22 protein-coding genes and 2 pseudogenes are annotated in these 26,863 nt (G+C 67.3%); 11 read left to right on the forward strand and 13 right to left on the reverse strand.

Annotated features, from left to right (window positions below; all coding sequences use genetic code 11):
- Positions 1–25 precede the first annotated feature (25 nt).
- Positions 26–1,237, forward strand: coding sequence for a voltage-gated potassium channel protein (kch, locus tag AGI3411_RS07775; protein ID WP_129526811.1), 1,212 nt, complete (start codon positions 26–28; stop codon positions 1,235–1,237).
- On the opposite strand, the gene AGI3411_RS07780 is transcribed toward kch, so the two are convergent.
- Both AGI3411_RS07780 and AGI3411_RS07785 read right to left on the reverse strand, forming a co-directional pair.
- Complete coding sequence (locus AGI3411_RS07780) at positions 1,234–2,826, reverse strand: EAL domain-containing protein (RefSeq protein WP_244240281.1); 1,593 nt, start codon at positions 2,824–2,826, stop codon at positions 1,234–1,236. The genes kch and AGI3411_RS07780 overlap by 4 nt on opposite strands.
- Before the next feature lie 58 nt (positions 2,827–2,884).
- Positions 2,885–3,523 (reverse strand): TetR/AcrR family transcriptional regulator, encoded by a 639-nt coding sequence (locus AGI3411_RS07785; protein ID WP_129526812.1) that lies wholly within the window; start codon positions 3,521–3,523, stop codon positions 2,885–2,887.
- A gap of 196 nt (positions 3,524–3,719) precedes the next feature.
- Here AGI3411_RS07785 and AGI3411_RS07790 point away from each other — a divergent pair, with 196 nt between their 5' ends.
- Genes AGI3411_RS07790 through AGI3411_RS07810 form a run of 5 tightly spaced genes read left to right on the forward strand, consistent with a single transcriptional unit; the run spans position 3,720 to position 10,663 of the window.
- The gene (locus tag AGI3411_RS07790) at positions 3,720–5,195 is read left to right on the forward strand and encodes an efflux transporter outer membrane subunit (RefSeq protein WP_129526813.1); all 1,476 of its coding nucleotides are present in this window, start codon (positions 3,720–3,722) and stop codon (positions 5,193–5,195) included.
- A 22-nt stretch (positions 5,196–5,217) separates the two neighbouring features.
- Positions 5,218–6,285: an HlyD family secretion protein gene (locus AGI3411_RS07795; protein ID WP_129526814.1), complete on the forward strand. Its 1,068-nt coding sequence runs from the start codon at positions 5,218–5,220 to the stop codon at positions 6,283–6,285.
- Entirely contained in the window at positions 6,285–9,023 is a 2,739-nt protein-coding gene (rbbA, locus tag AGI3411_RS07800; RefSeq protein WP_129526815.1) for a ribosome-associated ATPase/putative transporter RbbA, read from the forward strand. Before AGI3411_RS07795 ends, rbbA begins: the two co-directional genes overlap by 1 nt.
- 1 nt (position 9,024) lies before the next feature.
- Positions 9,025–10,149, forward strand: a complete 1,125-nt coding sequence (locus AGI3411_RS07805) for an ABC transporter permease (RefSeq protein ID WP_129526816.1) — start codon at positions 9,025–9,027, stop codon at positions 10,147–10,149.
- Between the two features lie 46 nt (positions 10,150–10,195).
- The gene (locus AGI3411_RS07810; RefSeq protein ID WP_129526817.1) at positions 10,196–10,663 is read left to right on the forward strand and encodes a hypothetical protein; all 468 of its coding nucleotides are present in this window, start codon (positions 10,196–10,198) and stop codon (positions 10,661–10,663) included.
- Between the two features lie 117 nt (positions 10,664–10,780).
- On the opposite strand, the pseudogene AGI3411_RS30335 reads toward AGI3411_RS07810, so the two are convergent.
- Positions 10,781–10,867 (reverse strand): annotated as a pseudogene (locus tag AGI3411_RS30335) (hypothetical protein); the annotation flags it as partial.
- A gap of 44 nt (positions 10,868–10,911) precedes the next feature.
- Between AGI3411_RS30335 and AGI3411_RS07820 the strand changes: the two are divergent.
- The 5 genes and pseudogenes from AGI3411_RS07820 to AGI3411_RS07840 form a co-directional block, all read left to right on the forward strand.
- Positions 10,912–11,040, forward strand: a pseudogene (locus AGI3411_RS07820) (EamA family transporter); the annotation flags it as partial.
- Between the two features lie 293 nt (positions 11,041–11,333).
- Positions 11,334–12,770 (forward strand): cytochrome ubiquinol oxidase subunit I, encoded by a 1,437-nt coding sequence (locus AGI3411_RS07825; RefSeq protein WP_129526818.1) that lies wholly within the window; start codon positions 11,334–11,336, stop codon positions 12,768–12,770.
- Positions 12,771–12,774: 4 nt separating this feature from the next.
- Entirely contained in the window at positions 12,775–13,782 is a 1,008-nt protein-coding gene (gene cydB / locus AGI3411_RS07830; protein ID WP_129526819.1) for a cytochrome d ubiquinol oxidase subunit II, read from the forward strand.
- Positions 13,782–13,925, forward strand: a complete 144-nt coding sequence (locus AGI3411_RS07835; protein ID WP_129526820.1) for a DUF2474 family protein — start codon at positions 13,782–13,784, stop codon at positions 13,923–13,925. Before cydB ends, AGI3411_RS07835 begins: the two co-directional genes overlap by 1 nt.
- 26 nt (positions 13,926–13,951) lie before the next feature.
- Positions 13,952–15,364, forward strand: coding sequence for an aminotransferase-like domain-containing protein (locus AGI3411_RS07840; protein ID WP_129526821.1), 1,413 nt, complete (start codon positions 13,952–13,954; stop codon positions 15,362–15,364).
- Positions 15,365–15,378: 14 nt separating this feature from the next.
- Here AGI3411_RS07840 and AGI3411_RS07845 read toward each other — a convergent pair whose 3' ends face one another.
- From AGI3411_RS07845 to AGI3411_RS07890, 10 genes are all read right to left on the reverse strand, one after another.
- Complete coding sequence (locus AGI3411_RS07845; protein WP_129526822.1) at positions 15,379–15,951, reverse strand: WG repeat-containing protein; 573 nt, start codon at positions 15,949–15,951, stop codon at positions 15,379–15,381.
- 41 nt (positions 15,952–15,992) lie between these two features.
- Entirely contained in the window at positions 15,993–16,970 is a 978-nt protein-coding gene (locus AGI3411_RS07850) for a Bug family tripartite tricarboxylate transporter substrate binding protein (protein ID WP_129526823.1), read from the reverse strand.
- A gap of 74 nt (positions 16,971–17,044) precedes the next feature.
- Positions 17,045–18,262 (reverse strand): tricarballylate utilization 4Fe-4S protein TcuB, encoded by a 1,218-nt coding sequence (gene tcuB / locus AGI3411_RS07855; RefSeq protein ID WP_129526824.1) that lies wholly within the window; start codon positions 18,260–18,262, stop codon positions 17,045–17,047.
- Positions 18,249–19,664, reverse strand: a complete 1,416-nt coding sequence (gene tcuA, locus AGI3411_RS07860) for an FAD-dependent tricarballylate dehydrogenase TcuA (RefSeq protein ID WP_129526825.1) — start codon at positions 19,662–19,664, stop codon at positions 18,249–18,251. Before tcuA ends, tcuB begins: the two co-directional genes overlap by 14 nt.
- Positions 19,665–19,741: 77 nt before the next feature.
- Positions 19,742–20,668: a LysR family transcriptional regulator gene (locus AGI3411_RS07865; protein ID WP_129526826.1), complete on the reverse strand. Its 927-nt coding sequence runs from the start codon at positions 20,666–20,668 to the stop codon at positions 19,742–19,744.
- 34 nt (positions 20,669–20,702) lie between these two features.
- The gene (locus AGI3411_RS07870) at positions 20,703–21,401 is read right to left on the reverse strand and encodes a glutathione S-transferase N-terminal domain-containing protein (protein WP_129526827.1); all 699 of its coding nucleotides are present in this window, start codon (positions 21,399–21,401) and stop codon (positions 20,703–20,705) included.
- Positions 21,402–21,552: 151 nt separating this feature from the next.
- A complete protein-coding gene (locus AGI3411_RS07875; protein ID WP_129526828.1) occupies positions 21,553–22,281 on the reverse strand; it encodes a putative type VI secretion system effector in 729 nt (242 codons plus the stop codon).
- Positions 22,281–23,015: a putative type VI secretion system effector gene (locus AGI3411_RS07880; protein ID WP_129526829.1), complete on the reverse strand. Its 735-nt coding sequence runs from the start codon at positions 23,013–23,015 to the stop codon at positions 22,281–22,283. Before AGI3411_RS07880 ends, AGI3411_RS07875 begins: the two co-directional genes overlap by 1 nt.
- Before the next feature lie 8 nt (positions 23,016–23,023).
- Positions 23,024–25,879, reverse strand: a complete 2,856-nt coding sequence (locus AGI3411_RS07885; RefSeq protein ID WP_129526830.1) for a T6SS effector BTH_I2691 family protein — start codon at positions 25,877–25,879, stop codon at positions 23,024–23,026.
- Positions 25,876–26,847 carry a DUF4123 domain-containing protein gene (locus AGI3411_RS07890; protein WP_129526831.1) on the reverse strand — a complete coding sequence of 324 codons (972 nt, stop codon included), beginning with the start codon at positions 26,845–26,847 and terminating at the stop codon, positions 25,876–25,878. The genes AGI3411_RS07885 and AGI3411_RS07890 overlap by 4 nt, the downstream gene beginning before the upstream one ends.
- Positions 26,848–26,863: the final 16 nt, after the last annotated feature.

The following is a 26,863-nucleotide window of genomic DNA, read 5'->3' on the forward strand; positions in this document are numbered from 1 at the left end:
AAATGCCGCCAAAGGACCCGCCCCCATGCCGATCATGCCCGTTCCCCCCATGCACCGCATCCGGAAGCTGCTGGCGCTGTTTCCGCCGAACTGGTGCCTGGCCATCCTGGTGGCACTGGACGGCTATGCCTTCATGCATCCCGTGCTGCGGGAAGTGCGCGCGCGGGAGTATTCGTTCTGGCTCGCCATCGACAACTGGCACGAGGTCGTGCGGGTCGTCGGCCTGCTGGAAATTCCGCGCCTGGTCCTGGGCATGGGGTTGCAGGTCATCGCCCTGGGCCTGATCCTCAAGGCCCGCATCGCCTGGGCGTTTTCGCTGGTGCTGCTGATCGGCATCGGCACGTTCGCCATCCTGGACGATCATGGCCGCGCCGGCCTGGGCATCTATACGCTGGTGCTCGTGATCGCGCTGATCGCCTATTGGCGGCGCTTTGACCGGGCCAGCGTCACCGCCGGCTCGCTGTTCGCGGTGGTCAGCATGCTGTCACTGCTGATCTACGCGATCTTCGGCACGCTCTACCTGGGCACGGAATTCAACCCGCCGATCGAAGACGCCGCGACGGCCTTCTATTTCTCCATCGTGTCCATGTCCACGGTGGGCTATGGCGATATCACCCCGCACACCAGCACCGCCCGGCTGTTCACCGCGTCGATTATCATCCTGGGCATCACCATATTCGCCACCTCCATCAGCGCGATCGCCGGTCCGGTGATCGGCGGCAATCTGAAACGGCTGGTCAAAGGCAGATTTTCCACCGCCATGCGCAAGAACCACATCATCATCGCGGGCGCGACGCCCCTGGCGCTGAGCGTCTACGACGGCCTGCGCCGCCGCGGCGACGAAGTCACCGTCATCGTGCCGTCCGGCGCGGCGTCCGAATACCCTGCCGCGGCCGACCTGATCGAGGGCGACGCGTCCAGCGTGGAGGTGCTGCGCAACGCGGGCGTCGCGCGGGCGCGCTACGTGCTGGCGCTGCGCGACGACGATGCCGAAAACGCATTCATCGTGCTGGCCGCCAAGGAAGCGACGGGCGACGCGGGCGCCAAGACGGTAGCGCTGGTCAATACCAGCAAGCACCTTGAAAAAATCCGCCGGGTACAGCCCGACCTGGTGTTCTCGGTGCAATTGCTGGGCGCGGAATTGCTGGCGCGCACGATCAGCGGCGAGCCCATGGACAGCCAGACCATCACCGACCTGTTCTTCACCAAGGCGGCGCCCGGGGGCAAGGCGGCCTAGGCGGTTGCCGGCTTCGCGCCCGCGGCATGCCAGCGCGCGAACTCGGCGGACGGCATGGGCCGCGCAAAGAAGTACCCCTGAAAGAAGGCGACCCCGCGCGCCTCCAGGTAGTCGAACTGGTACCGCGCCTCCACGCCTTCGGCCACCACCGCCAGCCCCAGCCGGCTCGCCAGCGTGATGATCGCGTCCAGTACCGGCGCTTCCTCGCCCGCGGGTCCGATGGCCTGCACGAAGCCCTTGTCGACCTTTAGATAGTCCACCGGGAATTTCTGCAGATACGACAGCGAGCAGTGCCCGGTGCCGAAATCGTCGATGGCCACTCGCAGGCCCTCGGCGCGCAAGGTATCGATATTGCGCCGCGCCTGGCCGTTGTCCGAGATCAGGCTGCGCTCCGTGATCTCGAGCACGACCAGCGGGCGGCGCGCCACGATGGCCGCGGCGAAAGCCTGGATGTCGGGCACCAGCCCGGGGCTGGACAGGTGTTCCGCCGCGATATTCACGCCGACGTGGAAGTCCGGCGGCGTGGCCCAGGTCAGCACGTCGCGCTCGATCAGGGTCAGCAGGTGGCGCGTCAGCTCGATGATCATGCCGTCCGCCTCTGCCGCCGCGATGAAGACGTCCGGACGCACCGGGCCCACGCCGGGCCGCTCCCACCGCATCAGCGCCTCGACGCCTTCGCACCGGCCCGTGGCCCGGCCGTATACCGGCTGGTAATGCACCTGGAACTCGTTGGCCCGCATGGCGCGGCGCAATTGCTCCTTGAACGATTGCCGGTTGGCCTGCAGGCGGTATGCGCCCAGCGCAAGACCCGCGCCGATCAGCAACGCCACCGGCAGATACGTCAGCATGGACTGCGACCACGCGTGCACGAGCGCTTCGGCGGGCGCCATGACGTTGACGGTCAGGGCAGCCCCGCCCGGCCCGCGGACGGTTTCGTGGAACAGCGGCACGGTGTGCGCCGCCGAACGGCCCCAGGAGTCGCTGCGGATCGGAACGCCCTTGCCCACGATGAGCTCAAGCTGCAGGTCGCCCATGGTGGCGACGGCATTCAGCAGGTCCTGCACATAGCGGCCGTCCACCTCGACGATGCCGCCGTAGCCGTCCCGTCGGGATTTGCCGAGCAGGATGGCGGGCCGGTCCGGCGCCAGGGGCGTGCCGGCCACCGTGAGCGGCCAGCTGTCAGGCGCAAAACGGACGGGCCATCTGCTGAAGTCGTCGATCGAGGCGTCCACCCCGCCCAATGCCGACGAACAATAGACGCGGCCATGGCCGGCGAGGACCAGGGACCGGAAGTAGGGGTTCAGCGCGCCCCAGCGTTGCAGGTCGGGCAGCAGTTCGGCGCAGGGCCGCGACGCCAGCGCCGCCACGCGCTCCAGCATGTCGCCGGACTGGACCAGGATTCTTTCGGCCTGGACGCGCACGATGCGCGCCGCGACGCCGGCCTCCTGGCGCTGCGCATTGTTCGCATGCAGCCAGGTCCACCCCACGCAGACGAGGATGGGAAGCATCAGGGCCAGCGCCACTGGCAGATAGCGCCAGGACGGCGCGCCGACCGTCATTCCCGAAATAGGCAAATCGCCTTGCCGCATAGGTTGTCCGTGGCTGTCGCAGGCTCAGCCTGGATAGGACACTATGGCGGACCCGGCGTCAAGAAGGGCCGTCCGCCTGCGGCACAGCGGACGCGCGCAGCAATTCGCAGATCAGCGCCACATGCGCCTGCCGGCGTTCCGGCAGGTCGATGCGCTCGCCCGGGCCGAGCAGCGCGGACATGACGAGGGTATGGACGATGGGCGACAGCAACAGCCACGGATGATCCCGCGCCACGCAATCGCTGCACAGGCCGCGGGCCCGCGCGCGCTCCAGCAGCCTGGCGATGTCGGCCTGGTGCGTTTCCGCGGTATCGCTGCGCCAGCGCGCGGCCAGGTGGGGGACTCGACCGCTCTCGGCCAGCAGCAGGCGCAGGGTGCTAACCATGGCGGGATTGGCCAGGCTCACGTAGAGATGATTGACGATGCGCTCGGCCAGATGGCGCGGCGTCGCGGCGCCGTCCACCACGGCGTCGACGTCCAGCCGCGATGGGCTCAGGTGGCGCGCCAGCAGGGCCTCGAAAACAGCCTCCTTGCTGTCGAAGTGCGCATACAGCCCCCCCTTGGACAGCCCTGCGCGCAAGGCGATGTCGTCCATCCGGGCGCCTGCATAGCCGGCTTGCGAGAATTCCTGCAGCGCGGCGTCGAGGATCTGCCCGACCCGCACGGCCTGCGGAAGACGACGACGCGGCGTGTTCATCCTGCTCCCTCCATGCATGCGATTCATTAAAAACCGACCAGTCAGTCTTTAACTTGACCTAGGTCAAGGAATGCGCAGGCGCGGCTCGGCACAATACAGGCATGACCTCGGTGTCGGGTCCGTCCCGGAGGCGGCGCCACAAGCCTGCCAGACCGGAACGGTCCCCGGCGCCCCCCCCGCGCTGGAGAGACCTCGCATGACACGCCGCCCGTTTCCGGCCACGATCGCCGCGCGCCTCGCCCCCGCAGCCTTGCTGATGCTGCTGACCAGCGGCTGCGTTTCGCTGGCGCCCGACTACAACCGCCCCGCCCTGCCCGTGCCCGCCACGTATGCGCCCGACGATTCCGGCGCCGCGACGGCCACGGCCGCGGCCGATATCGCGTGGCAGGCCTATTTCCCGGATCCGGTGCTGCAAGGCCTCATCGCCACCGCCCTCGACAACAACCGCGACCTGCGCAACGCGCTGCTGCGCGTCGAGGAAGCGCGCGCGCTGTACGGCATCCAGCGCGCGGACCAGTTCCCCACCGTCGGCGTGCAAGCCGAGGGAGCCCGCTCCCGCGTGCCGGGCGACCTGAACCTCACCGGGCAGCCGCAGGTCTCGAGCCAATACCAGGTGGGGCTCGGCATGGCCAGCTGGGAGCTGGACTTCTGGGGCCGCGTGCGCAACCTGAAGGACGCCGCGCTGCAGAACTACCTGGCCTCCGACGCCGCCGCCCGCGCGGCCACGCTGAGCCTGATCGCGGAGGTGGCGGACAGCTACCTGTCGCTGCGCGAACTGGACGAACGCCTGGCGCTGACCCGCGAGACCATCGCCTCGCGCGAAGCGTCGCTGCGCATTTTCCGCCGCCGCTACGAAGTCGGCGCCATCTCGAAGCTGGATCTCACCCAGGTCGAAACGCTGTGGCAGCAGGCCAAGGCCCTGGGCGCGGACCTGGAACAGTCCCGCGCGGCGCAGGCCCATGCGCTGGAACTGCTGCTTGGCGCGCCGCTGGATCTGCCCAAGCTGCCGCCGCGGCTGGACGACAACGCCGTCATGCGCGACCTGCCGCCCGGCCTGCCTTCGGCGCTGTTGGTCAACCGCCCCGACATCGTCGCGGCCGAACACCGCCTGAAGGCCTCGAACGCCAACATCGGCGCGGCCCGCGCCGCTTTCCTACCCAGTATCACGCTGACCGGCGCCTTCGGCACCGCCAGCGCCGAGCTGGACGGCCTGTTTTCCGGCGGCAGCCGCGCCTGGAATTTCGCGCCCAGCATCAGCCTGCCGATCTTCGATGCCGGGCGGCGGGGCGCCACGGTGGACCTGGCAGAAGCGCGCCGCGATCAGGCCGTGGCCACCTACGAACAGACCATACAGACGGCGTTCAAGGACGTGTCCGACGCCCTGTCCGCCCGCCGCTGGCTGGCGGAGCAAGTGGAGGTGCTGCGCGCTACCGTGGCGGCGCAGAGCGAACGCGCCCGCCTGGCCCAGTTGCGCTACGACCATGGCGCATCCCCTTACCTGGAAGTGCTGGACGCCCAGCGCGACCTGCTTGCGGCCCAGCAGAAGCTCGCGCAGACGCGCCGCGCGCTGCTGTCCAGCCGTGTGAGGCTGTATGCGGCGCTGGGCGGCGGCACGCAAGCCGCCGCCCAGGCCCGCGCCGCCGCCGGCCCGCAAGACGCCAGCCCCCGATAACAGAGAACCGAGGATTCTTCCGATGCGCCTGCCCACCCGAAAACTGGCCCCTGTCCTGGTTGTCCTGGCCGTTGCCGCCGCCGGCTTTTACGGCTGGCGGATGTTTTCCGACACCGGCCCGGGCGCCGGTTTCATCAGCGGCAACGGCCGCATCGAGGCCACGGAAATCGACGTCGCCGCCAAACTGGCGGGCCGCGTGCAGGAAGTGCTTGCCGCAGAAGGCGATTTCGTCGCCGCGGGCCGGCCGCTGGCGCGCATGCAGATCGACACGCTGCAGGCGCAGCGCGAAGAAGCCCGCGCGCAGCACCAGCAGACCGTCAATGCCGCGGCCAGCGCCCGCGCGCAGGTCGCGCAGCGCGAAAGCGACAAGCTGGCCGCCGAAGCCGTGGTGGTGCAGCGGGAAAGCGAGCTGGACGCCGCCCGGCGCCGCCTGGCGCGTTCGGAAGCCCTGTCCAAGGAGGGCGCCTCGTCCATCCAGGAACTGGACGACGACCGCGCCCGCGTGCGCAGCGCGCAGGCGGCCGTGCATGCCTCGCGCGCCCAGGTGAATGCGGCGCAGGCCGCGATCGACGCCGCGCGCGCGGCCCAGGTCGGCGCGGAATCCGCCATCACGGCGGCGCAAGCCACCATCGCGCGTATCGAAGCCGACATCGCCGACAGCGAACTGCGCGCCCCGCGCGATGGCCGCGTGCAGTATCGCGTCGCGCAGCCGGGCGAAGTCCTGCCCGCGGGCGGCAAGGTGCTGAACATGGTGGACCTGTCCGACGTATACATGACATTCTTCCTGCCCGAGCAGGCGGCGGGCCGCGTGGCCATGGGGCAGGACGTGCGCATCATCCTGGACGCCGCGCCCCAGTACGTCATTCCCGCCAAGGTGTCCTTCGTGGCCAGCACCGCGCAATTCACGCCCAAGACGGTGGAAACCGCCAGCGAGCGGCAAAAGCTGATGTTCCGCGTCAAGGCCCAGATCAGCCCCGAGCTGCTGCAGCGGCACCTGAAACAGGTCAAGACCGGCCTGCCGGGCGTGGCCTGGCTCAAGCTTGACGCCGACGCCCAATGGCCCGCCGGCCTGGAAGTCAAGGTGCCGTGATGGCTCCCGCGGAAACCGCCCCTGTCGTCAGGCTGTCCGGCGTCAGCCTGCGCTATGGCGAGACGGTCGCGCTGGACGGCATCGCGCTCGACATCCCCGCCGGCCGCATGGTGGGGCTGATCGGCCCCGACGGCGTCGGCAAGTCCAGCCTGCTGGCCCTGGTGGCCGGCGCCCGCAAGGTGCAGGAAGGCAAGGTCGAGGTGCTGGGCGGCGACATGGCCGGCAGCCGGCACCGCGATGCCGTCTGTCCGCGCATCGCCTACATGCCGCAGGGCCTGGGCAAGAACCTCTATCCCACCTTGTCCGTCGAGGAAAACCTGCAATTCTTCGGACGCCTGTTCGGCCATGACGAGGCCGAGCGCCGCCGGCGCATCGACAGCCTGACCCGCAGCACCGGCCTGTCGGCGTTCCTGTCGCGCCCGGCCGGCAAGCTTTCCGGCGGCATGAAGCAGAAGCTCGGCCTGTGCTGCGCCCTGATCCACGATCCCGATCTGCTGATCCTCGACGAACCCACCACCGGCGTGGACCCGCTGGCGCGCGCGCAGTTCTGGGACCTGATCAACCAGATCCGCCGGGAGCGCAGCGGCATGAGCGTCATCGTCGCCACGGCCTACATGGACGAGGCGGAGCGCTTCGATTGGCTGATCGCCATGGACGAAGGCCGGGTGCTCGCCACCGGCACGCCGGCCGAACTGGAACGGCGCACCGGCGCGGACTCCCTGGAAGCGGCCTTCATCGCGCTGCTGCCCGAGGCCAAGCGGCGCGGCCACAAACCCGTGGAAATCGTGCCGCTGGCGGTCGGCGACGACGCCGAGATCGCCATCGAGGCGCGCGACCTCACCATGAAGTTCGGCGATTTCGTCGCGGTAGACCACGTCAATTTCCGCATCCGGAAAGGCGAGATATTCGGCTTCCTGGGCTCCAACGGCTGCGGCAAGTCCACCACCATGAAAATGCTGACGGGCCTGTTGCCCGCCAGCGAAGGCCAGGCCTGGCTGTTCGGCGCGGAAGTCGACCCCAGGAACATCGATACCCGCCGCCGCGTGGGCTACATGTCGCAGGCGTTCTCGCTGTACGGAGAACTGACCGTCCGGCAGAACCTGGTGCTGCACGCGCGCCTGTTCCACGTGCCCGAACCCGAGATCCCCGCGCGCGTGGACGAGATGGTGGCCCGCTTCGACCTGGGCGACGTGCTGGACACCCTGCCCGAGAACCTGCCTATGGGCGTGCGCCAGCGCCTATCGCTGGCGGTGGCCATGGTGCACCGCCCTGAACTGCTGATCCTGGACGAGCCGACCTCGGGCGTGGACCCGGTCGCGCGCGACGGCTTCTGGCGGCTGCTCATCGCGCTGGCGCGGCAGGACCAGGTCACCATCTTCATTTCAACGCACTTCATGAACGAGGCGCAGCGCTGCGACCGCATGTCGCTGATGCACGCCGGCAAGGTGCTGGTCAGCGCCTCGCCCGACGAGATTACCCGCATGCGCGGCGCCAAGACGCTGGAAGAAGCGTTCATCGCCTACCTGATCGATGCCGGCGCGGGCACCCAGGCGGAAGCGGCAACGCCCGAAGACACCACGGCGCCCGAACCCGCCCCCGAGCCCAGGCGCCGCGGCTTCAGCCTGCAGCGCATGCTGAGCTACATGTGGCGCGAATCGCTGGAGCTGCGGCGCGATCCCGTGCGCGCGACGCTGGCGCTGGCCGGATCGCTGCTGCTGATGTTCGTGATGGGCTTTGGCATCAGCATGGATGTGGAAGACCTGCGCTATGCTGTCATGGACCGCGACCAGACCGGGCTGAGCCAGAACTACAGCCTGAACCTCGCCGGATCGCGCTACTTCATCGAACGCCCGCTCATCCAGGATTACGCCGACATGGACGCGCGCATGCGCAGCGGCGAACTGTCGCTCGCCATCGAGATCCCGCAAGGTTTCGCCCGCGACGTGCAGCGGGGAGCCAGCGCACAGATCGGCGTCTGGATCGACGGCGCGATGCCCCAGCGCGCCGAAACCATCCGCGGCTACGTCATGGGCATGCACCAGGGCTGGCTGATGCAGCAGGCGCGCGAACGGCTGGGCGCCAGCGCCACGCTGCCGGTCAGCATCGAAACCCGCTTCCGCTACAACCCCGACGTGCGCAGCCTGCCCGCCATGGTGCCCGCCGTGATCCCCCTGCTCCTGCTCATGATGCCCGCGATGCTGACCGCGCTGGCGGTGGTGCGCGAAAAGGAACTGGGCTCCATCATCAACCTGTACGTCACCCCCGTGACGCGGTTGGAGTTCCTGCTGGGCAAGCAGGCCCCCTACGTGGCGCTGGCGATGCTGAACTTCCTGCTGATGACCCTGCTGGCGGTGACACTGTTCGGCGTCCCGATCACCGGGAGCTTCCCCACGCTGCTGCTGGCCGCGCTGATCTACAACGTGGTGGCCACCGCCATCGGCCTGCTGGCCTCCACCTTTACCCGCAGCCAGATCGCCGCGCTGTTCTTCACCATGATCGGAACGCTGGTGCCGGCGGTGCAGTTCGCGGGGCTGCTCAACCCGGTGTCGTCGCTGGAAGGCGCGGGACGGCTGATCGGCCAGGTCTACCCCGCCACACACATGCTCACCATCAGCCGAGGCGTGTTCAGCAAGGCCCTGGATTTCTCCGATCTGCAGGGCGCGTTCTGGCCCTTGCTGGCCGCGATCCCCATCGTCCTCGGCGCCTCGGCGCTCCTGCTGAAGAAACAGGAGACCTGAGATGCGGCACCTGGCCAATATCTACCGCCTGGGCGTGAAGGAACTGTGGAGCCTCGCGCGCGACCCGATGATGCTGATCCTGATCTTCGTGTCGTTCACGCTGATGATCTATACGGCTGCCACCGCCGTGCCCGAGACGCTGCACAACGCCCCCATCGCCGTGGTGGACGAAGACGTCTCGCCCCTGTCGGCGCGCATCGTCTCGGCCTTCTATCCGCCGCATTTCACGCCGCCGGCGCTGATCACCTCGGCCGAGGCCGACGCCGGCATGGACGCGGGCCGCTATACCTTCTCCGTTGGCATTCCGCCCAATTTCCAGCGCGACGTGCTGGCGGGCAGGCCGGCGGAAATCCAGCTGAACGTAGACGCGACACGGATGAGCCAGGCCTTCACGGGCAGCAGCTACATCCAGCAGATCATTACCGACGAGATCAACGAATTCGCCAGGCGGTACCGCGCGCCCACCGAGCTGCCGGTCGACCTGGCCGTGCGCATGCGCTTCAACCCCAACCTGACGCAGGCCTGGTTCGGCGCGCTGATGGAGATCATCAACAACGTCACGATGCTGTCCATCATCCTGACGGGCGCCGCGCTGATCCGCGAACGCGAGCACGGCACGATCGAACACCTGTTGGTCATGCCGGTGACGCCGACCGAAATCATGGTCGCCAAGGTCTGGTCGATGGGGCTGGTGGTGCTGGCGTCCGCCGGGCTATCGTTGATATTCGTGGTGCGTGGCCTGTTGCACGTCCCGATCGAAGGGTCGGTGGCGCTTTTCCTTGCCGGCGCGGCGTTGCACCTGTTCGCAACGACCTCCATGGGCATCTTCATGGCCACGCTCGCGCGCAGCATGCCCCAGTTCGGCATGCTGCTGGTGCTCGTGCTGCTGCCCCTGCAGATGCTGTCGGGCGGCACCACGCCGCGCGAAAGCATGCCGCAGTTCGTGCAGGACATCATGCTGGCCGCCCCCACCACGCACTTCGTGGAGCTCGGCCAGGCCATTCTCTACCGCGGCGCGGGAATCGGTGTCGTATGGCAGCCGTTCCTGGCGCTGGCGCTGATAGGCACGATCCTGTTCGCGTTCTCTCTCGCGCGCTTTCGCAAGACCCTCAGCCAGATGGCATGAGGCCGAGTATTCGTTGCCCCTTACCACTCTTTTAAAAGGACGGATGATGAAGAAAGCAACTGCCTCCATGCCCCTGGGCCTCGCCAGCGCCAATGCCGCCTATTGCCAGCGCATGGCCCAGCTTGCCCAGGAAAGCCAGCAGCGCTGGATCGAGCTGGGCCGGCGCCTGGCCAGCGGCAACGCCGAGCAATACCTGGCCACGCTGGCGCCGCTGCAACAGTCCGGCGACTGGCAACAGATCGCGCCCGCGCTGGGCGAAATCACGCGCAAGCAATGGCAAGGCCAGCTCGAAGCCAGCCAGGCCATCACGCACGCGCTGCTGGAAGAACAGGCCACGCTGGCCGCCGGCATCAGCGAAGCCATGACCGGTTGGCTGAAGCAGGCCGCCGGCGGCGGCATCGGGCTTGACGCCACGCCCATGGCGCAGATCTGGACCACCCTGTCCCAGCAGATGGCGTCCGCCTGCTCGGCCATGCGCGAGGCCAGCCAACCCGGCGCCCGCCACGACGGCTGACCCGGCGGCGTCCCGCGGCGGGTTCACGCCCGCCGCGGGCCCAGTTCCTCCAGTAGGGAAATCCACGAAAGCCCGGACCTTCGCCACCATGTGGCGCGGCGAGGGATACACCACGTACACATAGGTTGCCACCGGGGTCCAGTCCGCCAGCGCGGCTTGCAGGGCCCCGCTGTCCAGATCGCGCTGCACGTAGAGCCGGGGCACCAGGCTGATGCCGCAGGGCTATCCGCTCACGGTGGCAATGCTGCGTGCGCGGCCTGTCGGTGGCCGCAGCGGTCGCCGGCATCGCGGGGGGCTCGCTGCTGGTGCTGACGCCCGTCTCCGCGCTGGCGTTCACCTCCTGGCAACTGACGGCGGGCGGGCTGCTTCTGCTGCCCGCCCGCCGGCCGCTGTAGCCACGCCATCGAAGCAGACAGATCAGCCCTCTGCCTGTGCTGCTTTTTTTGTAACTTAACCGTCAGCTGGGCATCCGGAAAACAGCCGCTTTCGCCTATGAAAATCGCAGGGAAGGCGGATCAGCCCTCCAAACTGATCCGCTTTTTTTAATCATCTCTGAATCTGTACTGATAACGGCGGAAACCCTACTGTCATGGCGTAGGACAAACTCCGCCAGCGCAGGCCGTCTTGTGGCGATTCCAGCGCGCTGGCTCCCGAAGTCAGGAATACCGCCATGGATAGCGACGCGCTATTGCTTGCCCGAATACAGTTCGGCTTCACCATTTCGTTTCACATCATCTTTCCCGCGATCACCATCGGGCTGGCCAGCTATCTCGCGGTGCTGGAAGGCCTGTGGCTGCGCACGCGGAAAACGGTCTACCGCGACCTCTACCATTTCTGGACCAAGATATTCGCCGTCAACTTCGGCATGGGCGTCGTGTCCGGCCTGGTAATGGCATACCAGTTCGGCACCAACTGGAGCTTCTTCTCCGATTTCGCCGGCAGCGTGACGGGCCCCTTGCTGGCCTACGAGGTGCTGACCGCCTTCTTCCTGGAAGCCGGCTTTCTGGGCGTGATGCTGTTCGGCTGGTCGCGCGTGGGTCCCGGGCTGCATTTCTTTTCGACCGTCATGGTGGCGCTCGGCACGCTGGTGTCGGCCACCTGGATCCTGGCCTCCAACAGCTGGATGCAGACGCCCGCCGGCTACGAGATCCTGGACGGCCGCGTCGTGCCCACCGACTGGCTGGCGGTGATCTTCAACCCCTCGTTCCCGTATCGCCTGGCGCACATGGGCCTGGCCGCCTTCCTGGCCACCGCGCTCATGGTCGGCGCGTCCGGCGCCTGGCACCTGCTGCGCGGCGACCGCAGCCCCGCCGTGAAGAAAATGTTCGCCATGGCGATGGGCATGCTGCTGCTGGTGGCGCCGCTGCAAGCGGTGGTGGGCGACTTCCATGGACTGAACACGCTTGAGCACCAGCCCGCCAAGATCGCGGCCATCGAGGGCCACTGGGAAAACGAGCCTGGCGCCGGCGTGCCGCTGACGCTGTTCGGCATTCCCGACATGGAGCGCGAGCAAACGCGCTACGCGCTGAATGTGCCGCGCCTGGGCAGCCTGATCCTCACGCACAGCTGGGACGGCCAGTTCCCGGGGCTCAAATCGTATCCGCCGGAAGACCGTCCCAACGCGACGGCCGTATTCTGGTCGTTCCGCATCATGGCCGGGCTGGGCATGCTGATGATCGCCCTGGCCGCCTGCGCCCTGTGGGCGCGGTGGCACAACCGGCTGTACGAGGCGCGCTGGCTGCATCGCTACGCCCTGTGGATGGGGCCGTCCGGCCTGATCGCGATCCTGGCCGGATGGTACGTCACCGAGATCGGCCGCCAGCCCTGGGTGGTGTACGGCGTCATGCGCACCGCCGACGCGGCCACGCCGCACGGACTAGGCGAACTAACGCTGACGCTGGCGCTCTTCGTGGCGGTGTACCTGCTGGTGTTCGGCGCTGGCGTGTCGTACATGCTCCGGCTGATCCGCATGGGCCCGAGCCCCGCCCCCGGCCGCTCGCCGCTCTCGGACGGCCCCGGCGAACCGCGCCAACCGTCGCGGCCGCTGTCGGCCGCTTCCACCCTGGCGGGCATCGAGCCCGCGCAACGCAAGCATTCGGGAGTCTGACGCCATGGGCATCGACCTTGCACTGGCATGGGCCGTCATCATCCTTTTCGGCGTGATGATGTACGTGATCATGGATGGCTTCGATCTGGGCATCGGCATCCTCTTCCCGCTGGTCTCCGACCGCGGCGAGCGCGACGTGATGGTCAACACGGTGGCGCCCGTGTGGGACGGCAACGAAACCTGGCTGGTGCTGGGCGGGGCCGGCCTGATGGCGGCCTTTCCGCTGGCCTACTCGGTGATCCTGCATGCGCTGCATCTGCCGCTCGTCTTCATGCTGCTGGGCCTGATCTTCCGCGGCGTGGCGTTCGAATTCCGCTTCAAGGCGGACGAGCGCCATCGCCCCCTGTGGGACCGCGCCTTCGTCGCCGGTTCCGTCTGCGCCACCTTCTTCCAGGGCGTCACGCTGGGCGCGTATATCGAAGGCATCCCGGTGGTGAACCGCGCCTACCACGGCGGCCCCTGGGACTGGATCAGCCCCTTCTCCCTGTTCACCGGCGCCGGGCTGCTCGTGGCCTACGCCCTGCTGGGCTGCACCTGGCTCATCATGAAGACCGAAGGGCGGCTGCACCGCCAGATGTGCGCCATCGCGCGTCCGCTCACGCTGGCGCTGCTGGCGGTGATCGCCGCGCTCAGCCTCTGGACGCCGCTGGCACAGCCGCAGATCGCGCAGCGCTGGTTCAGCCTGCCCAATATGTTCTGGTTCCTTCCCGTGCCAGTGCTGGTGGCGGCCGCCGGCTTCGACCTGATCCGCCGCGTGCGCGGCATGGCGGGCGCCGGCCCCTTCGTCCTGTCGCTGGCCCTGGTGTTCCTGGGCTACAGCGGGCTGGGAATCAGCATCTGGCCCGCCATCATTCCGCCCGACGTGTCCATCTGGACCGCATCGGCGCCGCCGCAAAGCCAGGGCTTCGCGCTCGTGGGCGCCCTGGCGATCATTCCGATTATTCTCATGTACACCGCCTGGTCATACTACGTGTTCCGGGGCAAGGTGCGCACGGGCGAGGAGTTCCACTGATGAACGGTTCCGCTTCCCCCCTGCCCACGTGGCGCAGCCGCCTGCTCTGGCTGGCGATAATCTGGGCATGCAGCGTGGCGGCGCTGGGCGCGGCCGCCTATGCGCTGCGCCTGGTCATGAGATCCATCGGCATGTCCTCCTGAACCGCCCACGCGAACGGACCCTTCCCATGAAGCGCTATGAACGGCTGACAGAAGAAATCACCGCCTCGATCCGCTCGGGCCTGCTGCAGGCGGGCGACCGCCTGCCGTCGGTCCGGCAGACCAGCGCCAGCCGCGGCGTGAGTCCATCGACGGTATTCAAGGCCTATTACCTGCTGGAAGCGCGCGGGCTGATCCGCGCCCGCGACCGCTCCGGCTATTACGTGTTGCGCTCGCCGCACGCCTCGCTGCCGGAATTGGACGGCCTGTCGAACGCCAGCGCCGGCCGCCACCCGGTGGACGTCACCGACAACGTGCTGCAGGTGCTCAACGCCACCTTGCGGCGCGACATGCTGCCGTTCGGGTCCGCGTTTCCCAGCCCTTCGCTGCTGCCTTACGGCCGGCTGGCGAAGTTCATGGCGGCCACGGTCCAGCGCCTGGACCCCTGGGGCTCCATCGACGACCTGAGCCCCGGCGACGCGGCGCTGCGCCGCGCCATCGCGCTGCGCTACCTGGCCGACGGACTCTCCGTGCCGGTCGACGACATCATCATCACCAACGGCGCGCTGGACGCGCTGAACCTGAGCCTGGCGGCCGTGACGCAGCCCGGCGACGCGGTGATCGTCGAGTCCCCCACGTTCTACGCCGCGCTGCAATCGCTGGAGCGCAACCACCTGCACGCGATCGAAGTGGCCACGCACCCGCGCGAAGGCATCGATCTGCAGGCGCTGGAAGCCGCCATCCTGCGGCACCGGCCGAGCGCCTGCTGGCTCATGACCACCTTCCAGAATCCCTTGGGCAGCCTAATGCCGGACGAGAAAAAGGACGCGCTCGTGCAGCTCCTGACGCGGCATGGCGTGGCGCTGATCGAGGACGATGTCTACGGCGAGCTCTATTTCGGCGAAAACCGGCCACGGCCCGCCAAGGCATACGACCGCGAAGGCATCGTGATGCACTGCTCGTCGTTCTCCAAGACCCTCGCGCCTGGGTATCGCGTGGGGTGGGTGGCGGCGGGCCGCTACACGCGCCAGGTCATGCGCAACAAGCTCACCACCAGCCTGGCCACTGCGGCGCCCACGCAGGCCGCCATCGCCGCCTATCTGGAGAAAGGCGGCTTCGACCGGCACCTGCGGCAATTCCGCCAGGCCCTGGCCTTGCAGCAAGGCGAACTGCTCCAGGCCGTGGCCCGCTATTTTCCGAAGGGCACCCGGGCCACTCGGCCCATGGGAGGCTACTTCGTGTGGGTGGAACTGCCTGCGCATATCGACACGCTGAAGGTGCACCGCGCCGCGCTCGGGCACGGCATCAGCATCGCGCCGGGCCCGCTCTTTTCGGCCTCGGGAGCATTCGGCAACTTCCTGCGGCTGAACGGCGGGCATCCATGGAGCGCGGAGATGGAACAGGGCATGGCGACCCTGGGCAAGCTGCTGGCCGGCGGCTGAGCGGCAGGCGGCGCTCAGCGCGCTCTGGCGGCCTTGAGCTCGCGGCGCAGGGAATCCGCATCCGGCCGCAGGGGCAGCACCAGGCGGCCCTGGCGGTCGATCGCGCCCCAGTCGCCGCCCACCACCATCGAATGCTCGCCGCCCGGCTCCGGCACGATGACGCAATGGCTGCAGACCGCGGCCAGCCCGCCGCTGAAAGGCTCCGCCCACGCGTACGAGGTGGCCAGGGCCAGGTTCAGCTGCTTGTCGTAGTACGCCATGCCTTCCGGCCGGCGCCCGCGCGACAGCCCTTCCTCGAACTCGTCCGGGCTATTGTCGTAGGTCAGCACCGCCACCGACCGGCCATCCTGGCGTACCCAGCGCCAGTTGCCGGCGACGCCCGCGGGCGCGAGGCCATCGTCGCCGAATTGCATCCGGCGCAGGTACTCGGGATTGAAGACGATGCCGCCGTTTTCCTCGCGGGCGCAATGTTCCGCGTTATTGAACACGCCTTCGTCGGTCTTGTCCGAGTACTCGCAGGAAAGCTCGAAGGCGGCGGGGTTACCAGACGCCAGGGCCAGTGTCGTGAGCAGGGCAGTCATCAGCATGCCCCATTCTAAGGCACTGCCCCCCCCGCGTGCCATCAGCCTCAGTTCGCGGTGGCGCCCGAATCCTTGACGGCCTTGGCCCAGGCCGCGATCTCGGCCTGGATGAAGTCGCCGAACGCCGCGGTGTTGAGGCTGGAGGCCTGCGCGCCCTCTTCCATCAGCCGCTGCTTGACGGCCGGCGCCGCCAGCGCGCCGCTCAGGGCCTCGTTCAGCCTGGCCACGACCGCGTCCGGCGTGCCCGCAGGCGCGACGATCCCATGCCACGACACCGCCTGGAAGCCCGGCAGGCCGGATTCGGCCATGGTCGGCGTGTCGGGCATGGCCGGCGAGCGCTGCGGCGAGGTCACCGCCAGCGCCCGCAGCGTGCCCGCTTTCACGTGCGGCAGCACGCCGGGAATCGTGGTGAACATGAAGTCGATCTGGCCGCCGATCAGGTCGGTGATCGCGGGGCTGCCGCCCTTGTACGGCACGTGCGTGAACTGCAGCTTGGCCGCGCTCTTGAACATTTCGCCCGCCAGATGGCCGGGCGTGCCCGCGCCCGCCGAGCCCATGTTGGTCCGGTCGCCCTGCGATCGGATGTACGCGATCAGTTCCTGAACGCTCGCGGCCTGCACCTGCTTGCCGATCACCAGCACGTTGGGAACCGTAGCCAGCAGCGTGACCGGGGTGAAATCCTTCTGCGCGTCGTACGAAATGCGCGAGTACAGCGAAGGATTGATGCCGTGCGTGCTGGCGGTGGCCAGCAGCAGCGTGTAGCCGTCGGGCGCGGAAGTGGCCACCTGCTTGGCCGCTATGGTGCCATTGGCGCCGCCCTTGTTGTCGATGACGATGGTCTGCCCGAGGGTCTTGGCGGCTTCGGCCGCGACCGTGCGCGCCAGAATGTCCGACGTGCCGCCGGCCGAGTGCGGCACGACCAGCGTAATGGGCCTCACGGGGAAGGACTGCGCCTGGGCCGCCGGCAATGCCGGCAACAGACAGGCGGCCAGCGCGATGCGCGCCAGCGAAGGGGTACGGAACATGAATGTCTCCTGGTTTGTTATCGGTTGCGGCGCCGCCCCGCGGCGGCTCCCGCTTTATGCCGGCGCCCGGCCGTTCAATCCGAGCCCAGCTGCAGCTTGTTGGGCTGGCGCTTTTCGATGGCCCACTTCAGCAGCGCGGCGGACCGGTAGATTCCATGCGCGAACTTGCCGTAGGGCAGGGTCAGGAACAGCGCCATGACCACGCCCAGGTGAATCGCCAGCAGCAGCGCCATCGCGCCGCCGTCGCGTCCGGCCAGCAGCGCCAGGCCGGTGGCGCTGGTCAGGAACAGCAGCACGATGAAGCCGCGGTCCATCGGCTTCTGCGCGGCGTCCCCCTGCAGCGGGTGGCGCCGCAGGTTCAGCCACAGCAGTCCGGCCGGGCCGATCAGCAGCCCGATGCCGCCCGCGGTGCCCAACAGCACCGGCGCGCTCAGGAAGGGATACGGCGCCTGCTGTCCCAGCAGGTAGTGGTACAGCGTGGCCACGCTGGTGGCCGCGAAGCACAGCATGAAGCCGTAGAAGGTGAAATGGTGGAAACGGCGGCGCCAGAGCGTGAACGCGTCGTCCGCGTTATTGCAGCCCTTGCCGTGCCCGCCATCCAGATAGCGCAGGCGCAGCGCGTCGTGCGCGGCCTCGGCCACCGCCGCGCCGGACGCCGCGCCCGGGCTGACGTTGCGCCAGAAGCGCGCCACGCCGACGCCCAGCGCCAGCACGGCAAAGCCGAACACCGCGCCGAACATCAGCGCCAGGGTGTTGTGCGGAAACACCGCATAGAAGTTGCCGCCCATCGGCTCATGGAGCAGCCCGCCGGCCATCAGCACCGCCAGGACCAGGAACAGCGCCAGGCCCGCCGCGGTGGCCAGGGAAAGGGCCAGGCCATTGCGCTTGTACAGCGAACCCAGAGCGGCAGGCCAGGCATAGTCGGTATAGGTCTGCACCCGCACCCGGGCCATGGCCTGCGGCACGTTCACCGCGAACTCGTGCGGCGGCGCGTACTGGCAGGCATGCAGACAGGCGCCGCAGTTGTGGCAGAGGTTGGCCAAGTAATTGATGTCGGCCTTGCCGAATTCCAGCCGCCGGGTCATGGCGGGGAAGACCGCGCAGAACCCTTCGCAATAGCGGCAGGCATTGCAGATCTGCATGACGCGCGCGACTTCGGTTTCGTCGTCCGTCAGCGCGCCGGCCTGCGGCTTGGCGTTCCTGCCGTGCCATTGGATGGTCTGCTCGGCCATGGCCGGCTTCGATTCGGAAAAGGACTGCGCCTCGCGGGCCAGGGCTTCAAGCTGCTTCATGGAATGCTCCCGCGGAGTGCTGGCGGCGCGCGGCGGCAGCCGCCCGGGTGCCGGCGATGCGGCCGAACGCCGTGCCGATGGACATGCCCACCCCGGCCGTATAGCCCTTGCCCAGCACGTTGCCGGCCATCATTTCGCCGGCAACGAACAGGTTGTCGCTGGGCACGTCGTTGAAACGGACCGCGGCGGTGTCGTCCACCTTCAGGCCCAGATAGGTAAAGGTGATCCCGGGCCGCAGGGCGTAGCCGTAGAAGGGCGCGGTGTCGATAGGGCGCGCCCAGTGCGTCTTGGCGGGCGTCAGTCCTTCGGTATGGCAATCGTCCAACGCGGTGTGGTCGAACTTGCCCACGCGACAGGACGCGTTGTACTGGCGGACGGTCTGCTCGAACGTGGCCGGATCCAGACCCAGCTTCTCCGCCAGTTCCGGCAGGGTATCGGCCGTCACGCCCGGGAACACCGGCGGCATGAAGCGGCCGATCGCCTTGGCGTCGATGATGGAATAGGCGATCTGGCCCGGCTGCATCGCGGTCAGGCGCCCCCAGATGGCGTAACGCTTGGGCCAGAAGTCCTCGCCTTCGTCATAGAAACGCTCGGCATCGCGGTTGACCACCACGCCCAGCGACACGCAGTCGATGCGCGTGCAGATGCCGCCGTCGTACAGCGGAGCACGGGCGTCGATGGCCACGCAGTGGGATTGGGACGGGTCGCCGATGCCGTCCGCGCCGGCGTCGAGCATGAACTTCAGAAGCACGCCCATGTTGAAGCGCGTGCCCCGGATCAGGAAGTTGTCGGCCGGCCATTCGCCGCGCTCGTTCTGGCCCCAGGCCTCTCTCAGCCATTCACGGTTGGACTCGAAGCCCCCCGCGGCCAGCACACAGGCGCGCGCCTCGATACGCTCGCCGCCGATGCGGGCCGCCACGAAGCGCCCGCCGTCCAGCTCCAGCGAATCGACCGGGGCGTTGTAGCGGACCTGCACGCCCAGCGCCTCGGCGCTGCGGTAATAGGCATTGACCAGCGCCTTGCCTCCCCCCATGAAGAAGGCGTTGGTGCGGGCCACGTGCAATGCGCCGGACAGCGGCGGCTGGAAATTCACGCCGTGGCGGCGCATCCAGTCCCTACAGGTGGAGGATTCGCGAATGACCAGGCGCGCCAGGTGCTCGTTGGTCAGCCCGCCCGTCACCTTCAGCAGGTCCTGCCAGTATTCCTCTTCGGGGTAGGCGTCGACCAGCACGTCCTGCGGCGCGTCGTGCATGCAGCGCAGATTGCGCGTGTGCTGAGAATTCCCGCCGCGCCATTCGCGCGGCGCCGCTTCCAGCAGCAGCACGCTGGCGCCGGCTTCGCGCGCCATCAGGGCCGCGCAAAGCGCCGCGTTGCCCCCACCTATCACCAAGACGTCGACCATGCCATTGTTCCCAATTCAAGGAACGGACTGTATCGGGTGGGCCGTCTTCCCGATATCAGCCAGGCGTCAACAGGTCTTCATGAATCGTGAAGGGTCACGACCGCCCACTTGCCGTCCCGCACCAGCGCGCGCGAGACCTCGGCCAGCACCAGGCGGGCCGCCAGCGCGGCGGGCGACAGCTCGTCCTCCGACAGGCTGGCCAGCAGATTGGTGCGGAACAGGTGCGCATCGTCGATGCGAGCCATATGCAACTGGCCGGGCGCGATGCGCGCCATGGCGGAACTGGGCTGGATGGTGGCCACCTGCCCCGACTGCACCACGTCCATCAGCACCGGCAGGCCGTCCACCTCCACGGCCACCAGGGGCGTCCGGCCCGACTGCAGGAAGGCGTTGTTCAGCAGCGCCCGCAGGCCGTGGCGACCGCTGGGCAGCACCAGCGGCAGATGCGCGATGGCGTCGATATGTGTCGTTTCGCCCGCGGGCAGGCCGGGCATGTCCGGGCGGGCCAGCAGGAACAGCGGTTCGTCCAGCAGCGGCATGACACTCCAGCGGCGGGCGGACTCCGCCTGGAACACGATCGCCAGGTCCAGCTGGCGGCCGTTGAGCATGTCGCTGAGGTGGCCGGACAGCGCCTCCACCAGTTGCAGGCGGATGTCCGGATAGCGTTCGTTCATGGCCCGCACGAACGGCGCCCCCAGGATCGCGGCCGTGGTGGACGGCAGGCCCACGCTGACGTGCCCGGCCAGGCGCGCCTGCTGCGCCGCCTGCACGGCGTCGTCGGCGTGGCGCAGCGCCAACTGCGCCTGCCGGAAGAACGCCAGGCCCGCATCCGTCGGCACCACGCCGCTGGCGCTGCGCTGCAGGAGCCGGGTGGAGAGTTCGCCCTCCAGCCGGCTGATCTGCTGGCTGAGCGCGGAGGTCACCATGCCGATGGACTGCGCCGCGCGGCCGATGCTGCCCGCCTCGACGACGCGGACGAAGTAACGGAGCTGACGGAGTTCCATGTACGGGGCCTGTTCAGGCGGGCTGGCGTCCGGCCTAGCCCGGAATCGCCAGGCCCTTCACCACGGCCGGCCGGGCGACGAACGCGTCCAGCGCCCGGGCGACGTTCTTGAACCGCGGGAATTCCACCAACTCTCCCGCGCCATAAAAGCCCACCAGATTGCGCACCCAGGGCAGGATGGCGATGTCGGCGATCGTGTATTGGTCGCCCATCACCCAGTCGCGCCCCTCCAGCCGCTGGTCCAGCACGCCCAGGAGGCGCTTGGATTCGTCCACGTAGCGGTCGCGCGGGCGCTTGTCCTCGTAATCCTTGCCGGCGAACTTATGGAAGAAGCCGAGCTGGCCGAACATCGGGCCGATGCCGCCCATCTGGAACATCACCCATTGCAGCGTTTCGTAGCGGCCGGCCGCGTCCGCCGGGATGAACTGCCCCGACTTGCCGGCCAGGTAGACCAGGATGGCGCCGGACTCGAACAGGCCCAGCGGCTTGCCGTCGGGCCCGTTGGGATCCAGGATGGCCGGAATCTTGTTGTTGGGGCTGAGCGACAGGAATTCCGGCGAGAACTGGTCCTTGGAATCGAAGCTGACGCGATGCGCCTCGTACGGCAGGCCGGTCTCTTCCAGCATGATGGATGCCTTCACGCCGTTGGGCGTGGGCAGCGAATACAGCTGGATGCGGTCGGGGTGCCGGGCGGGCCATTTCTTGGTGATGGCGAAGGAACTGAGGTCGGCCATGCGGAATTCTCCGAGGGAGGCGGGGGAAGTGGCGGTAATCCTAGCGCAAAACCCCGTCCGCGGGCGACCGCAAGCGGACTTCTAGCGCAGGTCCTTGGGGTTCATGGAGGCGTCGCGGACAGCAGGCCGGTGTGGTCCATCCATGCCGCTGTCAGTATCTGAAATAACGCAAGCCGTAGTCCCGGCCGTCGCCGGGCTTGCGTTTCTTCCGGGATATCGCGCGCAGATTCAACTTGCTGGGGTCAGGCCAGCCAAAACCTCGAAAAACCACTTCGGCGAATCGGGCGAACCCTTCCGTCTTGCGTCCGGCGAGCCATGCAAAAAAAATACTGGCACCTAACATTGCCGGCAAGCCGTAGCCAAAGTAGATGGCATAGACCCAGGCGCGTCCGCTCAAGCTGACGTTTCCTGCATTCAAAGCCGAAATCAAGTCAATTATTAAGAGAACAATGAACGCAAAACCCATAATTGCAGCCCAAACGCGAAAGGTCGAAAAATAATGCGACCATCGCCCCTCAAAGCAATGCGGATAGACAGCAACCAGCCCATCCGACTCGCGACGAACTCCTAAAGCCGACCATGCTCCATTCTCGGATTCCTCCGCCATGGCCTCGACCTCGTCCCCATCGCTGAAGGGGAATCTCCAGAACCAGCCCCGTAGCGGCTTCCCGTCCAGTGTGAATTCCACATAATCGGCCTTTTCCGTCGTATCCAGGGTCGCGATTGCGATGGCCGCACCGCCCATCCCCGCCAGGCCCGCCGACACCGCCGCAGGGCCGAGCCCCCCGCCGATCTGGCCCATCACGAAGTCACGGCTGCGCCGCGACCGCGTCAGGCCCTCGATCTTTCCGCGTAGTTTCTGGGGAGACACTTCCATCATCAATATCTGAAATAGCGCACGCCGTAGTCACGGCCATCTCCTGGCAGGCGTTTCGCCTTGGACGTCGCGCGTAGATTGATCCTCGCGGGATGGGCCCAGCCGAATCCCTTGAAGACCGTCTCCGCCATCCGTGCGAATCCTTCGGTCTTGCGGCCCCCTCGCCAGGCGAGAAATCCGAATACGGCCAGCAGGCCAGGCAACAGGTAGAGGGCATAAATGCCGTAGGCAGACAACTGGTTCTCGATGCTGAACGACCCTCTGAACAACGCCAACACGGCGTCCAGGCACATCATGAATACGAAAACCACGGCGACGACAATGCCCCAGAACCGGAACGTGGACAGATAGTGGGAGGAGCGTCCTTCGAAGCAATGGGGATATACCGCCACCAGCGCGTCGGCGTCGCGCCGGGCGCCGTAGGCAATCCACCCGTCGCCATCCCGCTCCGCCACCAGTTCGACCGCGTCGCCATCCTGAAAGGGAAAACGCCAGAACCAGCCGCGCACGGCCTCGCCATTCACGGTGCATTCCACGAAATCGGCAGTTTCGGAGCTGTCGATCGTAGCGATGGCAATCCCCGCGCCCCCCATGCCCGCCAAGCCCGCCGCCACAGCTGACGCGCCGACGTCCCCGCCTATCTGACTGAGGACGAAATCGCGGTTTCGCCGCGACTTGCTCAGATCGGAAATCTTGCCGGCGATCTTGCGGATATTGCCATTCGGTTCATTGCTCATAGTTTTCCTTACACCACATCGGCCAGGGCGGCGATGAAGCCTTCTTCCTGCTTCTTGGGATCGTCCAAGGGCGTACCGAAGGTCCTACGGCCGAACGCGCTGGTCTCGCACCATTCTTCCAGGGCGTCTGGCGTGAAGTACCAGACAAGCAACTGTATACCGACCAGCACAAGTGCGATTTCCCAGCCCACCAGCACACCGAGCACGCGGGCGATCGAAGCAACCGCGACCCGCGAGGCGATGCCGTCCACCGCCACGACGACGACATTCATGCCCACGCGCCGCCCCACGATCTTGAGCAGCGGCGCGGAAGTCGCGATGGCGGTAATCACGGCAGCGCCTGCAGCCGTAAAACCCAAACCCGCTTTGATGCCGACCAACACCATCAATTTGTACTGCTTCTTCTCCCGGCGTTCCGCCGCCTCATTCAGGTCGATGGATGCGCCGATGAACGACGCCCCCGCGCCGAGCATGCCCCCCATCAGCTTCCATTTCTGGAAGCCGAAGGCCTTCTTCCCAGCAAGCTGATAAGGCACGATCGCGATATCGATCACGGCGGCGCTCAAGGTGGCGGTCGACGCGATCAACTGCGCGTAGGTCTTGGCCGTCTTGTCCGTCGCCGATATCAGTTTCTTGAAGTTCCACAACTCGATCAGGCCGACCACCACCGTAATCCGCATGGTCGCCGAGCCATTGCGCCCGTTTACCGGCCGCATCTTGCCCCACATATCCCGCAGAACTTTGTGGCTAGGTTCATTCGCGATCGCCTCGTTCGCCTCCAGGAACGTCCGGGCCGTCCTCAGGCGCTGCAACGCAACCTCACGCGCCACGCCTTCCGATCGCGCCTGTTCACGAACCAGCGCCAGCGCGTCAGCATCGCTGATACCTGTCGACATTAAGAAAATGTTCTGGATGATCTTCTCGCCCACGAAATCACCCAGGCGGCTGAGCCCCATCCACTTGAAGGCGGTATCGCCCACCGTCATCATCAATTTATCGACGCCCGCGTTCTTCATGACGCGAGGCAGGGGCCCGAGCTTCTCGACCTTGGTTTCGCCGACCAGCGATACCGCCTTTTTGTAGTAGCCGGAGAAGGTCTTCAGGTTGCTGATGACCCGTTCGATGATCGCCAGGCCGGTCGGCAGCGGCGTATCCTTGGCCTTGACGGCCTCGTCGAGGGCGCTCGCCACGGCAGGCTTGAGCTCCTTCTGGTTCGCGGCAATCGCCCGCCAGAACAGCGACTTGCGATGGCTCGCATCCCGCCGCTCTTCGACCAGCGTCTTCAGGTATCGGCTCCCGGCCTCGCTGCCGCCTATGCCTTCGGTCAGGTCCGCCACGACTTCAATAAACTCATGGCCGTCGTCTTCGACCTCTTCGCTGTAGTCTTCCAGCGTATCGAACAGCAGGTCCCATTCCAGCCACTTGATCAGTTCCTGAGTCCGCGCATTCGCCAGCGTGGTCGCGGCTTCCTGGAAGCTGTCGTAGTTGGTCTTGAAGCGATTCAGCTTGTCCCAATCGATGTTGTCGTTGTAGCGATCCCAGGCCTCCTGGACCCGCTTCTTGCGATAGTTCTCCAGGTTCTGGTCGCGGGTCTGGTCCGCCTGCACGATCTCAGCGTCATAGGCATTGAAATCCGCTTCCGCCTGCCCCCTGCTAGCCGCCGGCACATACTGGTCCAGCAGCGCACTGCGGCGGCTGCGATACTCGGCATCCGAGATCACGCCATTGGAGCGATCATTCTCCAGCCCGGCCAGCGCCTGCTTGCCCTTCATGTCGGGCACGTGTTGATTGATGACCTGGTTGCGGCGCATCACCTCATAGTGCCGGGATCCGCCGCGCTGGCCCAGCTGCACGGCCTCGGCCGTGCGCCTTGCCGCGTCATCGGCCTTGCCCTCCAGCGCCGCCTTGGCGCCTTCGATATTGCTTGCGGCCATTATTTGCAATGCCCGCTCTTCGCCGTATTTGGCGATGGCGCCCAGGGCGTCGTTGCAGTAGCCGTTGAGCTCGTCGGTGATGCCGACGGCGTCCCACAGGGCGAAGGCCATCGGCCAGTAGCTGATACCCATGGTCGGGTCGCCGCACTTGTCCATCATCTGCTGCAGCAATTGCTGCAACACCAGGTCCTTGCGGTCGCCCACCGGCCGGTTGCGCGGGTACCAGGGAGTGCGGGTCGACTGCAGGCGCAATGCCGCGTCGTCATAAGTGCCGTCGACCTGGCTGATCGTGCTCGGGCGGTCGAACCCCATATGGGGAAGAGACGGCGGTTCGCCGCCCAGCTCGCTGAATTGATAGTCGCCGTACTCGACGATGGTCTTGAAGTTCGATTCGGTGGCCAGGATGTACTGGTGGTTCTTGGTCTCGCAGGTGCCTTGGGCCCACAGCGACGGCTCGATCGGCTGCATCCGCGTGGCGCGATGCGTGGGGTTCTCGTAGCGCTCGCGCGTCTGCGGGCTCCATTTGTGCTCGCTGTACGCCAGCCATACCTTGCCGCACTGTTCGGGCTTCTCGATGACGATGTAGTGCATGCGCAGGGGATTGTGCCCCTGGTTCGCGCATTTCATGGACGGCTCCAGCCGGGCGCTGTCGGCGTCGTCGCAGCGCCAGAGCGTGCCCTCGGCCGTCACGGAGTAGACTTCCCAGTAGTTGGCGCCCTGCGGGCCGGATTCGTAGAAAACGTAAAGAAAGCCCATGCGCAGGGTGCGCGCCACGTACTTGTACTTTCCGCCGTCCAACGCCACATCCTTCACGCGCTCGCCGCTGAAGCTGCCCAGCCCGGGCGCCGGAAAACTTGCCGGCACCACGGCATAGCGTGTGGGCAGAATCGGCAGGCCGCCCGCCTTGCATACATTGCAAGCAGTACTCATTCCTCTTCCCTAACTTGTTGATGCGCCGGGCGCGGCGGCCGGCAATCGCGGGCAATCGCCGCCCAGTCGGCGTCGGTCAAATCCATGACGAGCCGGGCGAAGCCGACGTCCGGCTCACGGGCTTCCAATAGCGCGGCCAATCGGGGATGCCGATCGAATTCCGGGTGCACGGTCAGCGCCCGGATGGCCATCGCCTCCCAATCCCGCGGGTCCAGCAGCCCCAGGGCCGCGCCGCGCCGCACGCAATCCACCGCCTGCGTCAGCATCCCGGCGGTAATGGCCGGAGCCTGATCCGCCACCACGCGCCATGCGCGGTTGACCGCGCCGGCCGCATCGATGCGGCCCCACTGCTCAGCATCGAATTGCAGCGGCGCTCCGGATTCGCGAGCCCCTGCGCGCGCGCGGGCATCGCCGTAGCTCGCCAGGCGAACCCACCGGTCGAGGTTCACCCATGCATCCGCCGGCCCCAGCAATGCCGTCCGCTGCGCGGCCGACGCCAAGCGCCAGGCCTGATCCAGGACGGCCGGATCATGCAGGCGCAGCAGGGCGCGGCCGCCGCCGGGGCGGACTTGCAGCATGATCCGGCCCAGATGGCGCGCCAGCGCGCCGGTGTCCGGGGCGCCGAACAGCCAGCCCCCGATACGGCGTCCCAGCCCCTGCCGCAAGGATTCCGGCGACCAGTCCCGGATCGCCATGCCCGCCGCGGCGCGGTTGATATCGGCGTCGCGCGGGCGCGCCAGATCCAGCGCGATCAGCCGCGGCCACGCCTTGGGTTCGATGTTGCGGTGCTCCAGCCGTACCGGCGTCTCGCGCGCCGCCAATTCGCCGGCCAGGCCTTGCCACTCGTCGTCCTCGGCCGGCTTGCGCAACAGGGGATCGATCAACAGCCAGCAGCGCGCCTCGCCGCGTGCGATGGCCAGCTGTTGCAGCGCTTCCGCCAGCGGGATGTCCGATGTGAATGGGCTCATGTCTGTCCGCCCAGCC

Source organism: Achromobacter agilis, from assembly GCF_900496965.1.
Taxonomy (GTDB): domain Bacteria; phylum Pseudomonadota; class Gammaproteobacteria; order Burkholderiales; family Burkholderiaceae_B; genus Achromobacter; species Achromobacter agilis.

Bases quoted from the DNA above. Each gene is read 5' to 3' on its own strand.
- kch (WP_129526811.1), top strand. From the start codon at position 26: ATGCCGATCATGCCCGTTCCCCCCATGCACCGCATCCGGAAGCTGCTG.
- AGI3411_RS07780 (WP_244240281.1), bottom strand. From the start codon at position 2,826: ATGCGGCAAGGCGATTTGCCTATTTCGGGAATGACGGTCGGCGCGCCG.
- AGI3411_RS07785 (WP_129526812.1), bottom strand. From the start codon at position 3,523: ATGAACACGCCGCGTCGTCGTCTTCCGCAGGCCGTGCGGGTCGGGCAG.
- AGI3411_RS07790 (WP_129526813.1), top strand. From the start codon at position 3,720: ATGACACGCCGCCCGTTTCCGGCCACGATCGCCGCGCGCCTCGCCCCC.
- AGI3411_RS07795 (WP_129526814.1), top strand. From the start codon at position 5,218: ATGCGCCTGCCCACCCGAAAACTGGCCCCTGTCCTGGTTGTCCTGGCC.
- rbbA (WP_129526815.1), top strand. From the start codon at position 6,285: ATGGCTCCCGCGGAAACCGCCCCTGTCGTCAGGCTGTCCGGCGTCAGC.
- AGI3411_RS07805 (WP_129526816.1), top strand. From the start codon at position 9,025: ATGCGGCACCTGGCCAATATCTACCGCCTGGGCGTGAAGGAACTGTGG.
- AGI3411_RS07810 (WP_129526817.1), top strand. From the start codon at position 10,196: ATGAAGAAAGCAACTGCCTCCATGCCCCTGGGCCTCGCCAGCGCCAAT.
- AGI3411_RS07825 (WP_129526818.1), top strand. From the start codon at position 11,334: ATGGATAGCGACGCGCTATTGCTTGCCCGAATACAGTTCGGCTTCACC.
- cydB (WP_129526819.1), top strand. From the start codon at position 12,775: ATGGGCATCGACCTTGCACTGGCATGGGCCGTCATCATCCTTTTCGGC.
- AGI3411_RS07835 (WP_129526820.1), top strand. From the start codon at position 13,782: ATGAACGGTTCCGCTTCCCCCCTGCCCACGTGGCGCAGCCGCCTGCTC.
- AGI3411_RS07840 (WP_129526821.1), top strand. From the start codon at position 13,952: ATGAAGCGCTATGAACGGCTGACAGAAGAAATCACCGCCTCGATCCGC.
- AGI3411_RS07845 (WP_129526822.1), bottom strand. From the start codon at position 15,951: ATGCTGATGACTGCCCTGCTCACGACACTGGCCCTGGCGTCTGGTAAC.
- AGI3411_RS07850 (WP_129526823.1), bottom strand. From the start codon at position 16,970: ATGTTCCGTACCCCTTCGCTGGCGCGCATCGCGCTGGCCGCCTGTCTG.
- tcuB (WP_129526824.1), bottom strand. From the start codon at position 18,262: ATGAAGCAGCTTGAAGCCCTGGCCCGCGAGGCGCAGTCCTTTTCCGAA.
- tcuA (WP_129526825.1), bottom strand. From the start codon at position 19,664: ATGGTCGACGTCTTGGTGATAGGTGGGGGCAACGCGGCGCTTTGCGCG.
- AGI3411_RS07865 (WP_129526826.1), bottom strand. From the start codon at position 20,668: ATGGAACTCCGTCAGCTCCGTTACTTCGTCCGCGTCGTCGAGGCGGGC.
- AGI3411_RS07870 (WP_129526827.1), bottom strand. From the start codon at position 21,401: ATGGCCGACCTCAGTTCCTTCGCCATCACCAAGAAATGGCCCGCCCGG.
- AGI3411_RS07875 (WP_129526828.1), bottom strand. From the start codon at position 22,281: ATGATGGAAGTGTCTCCCCAGAAACTACGCGGAAAGATCGAGGGCCTG.
- AGI3411_RS07880 (WP_129526829.1), bottom strand. From the start codon at position 23,015: ATGAGCAATGAACCGAATGGCAATATCCGCAAGATCGCCGGCAAGATT.
- AGI3411_RS07885 (WP_129526830.1), bottom strand. From the start codon at position 25,879: ATGAGTACTGCTTGCAATGTATGCAAGGCGGGCGGCCTGCCGATTCTG.
- AGI3411_RS07890 (WP_129526831.1), bottom strand. From the start codon at position 26,847: ATGAGCCCATTCACATCGGACATCCCGCTGGCGGAAGCGCTGCAACAG.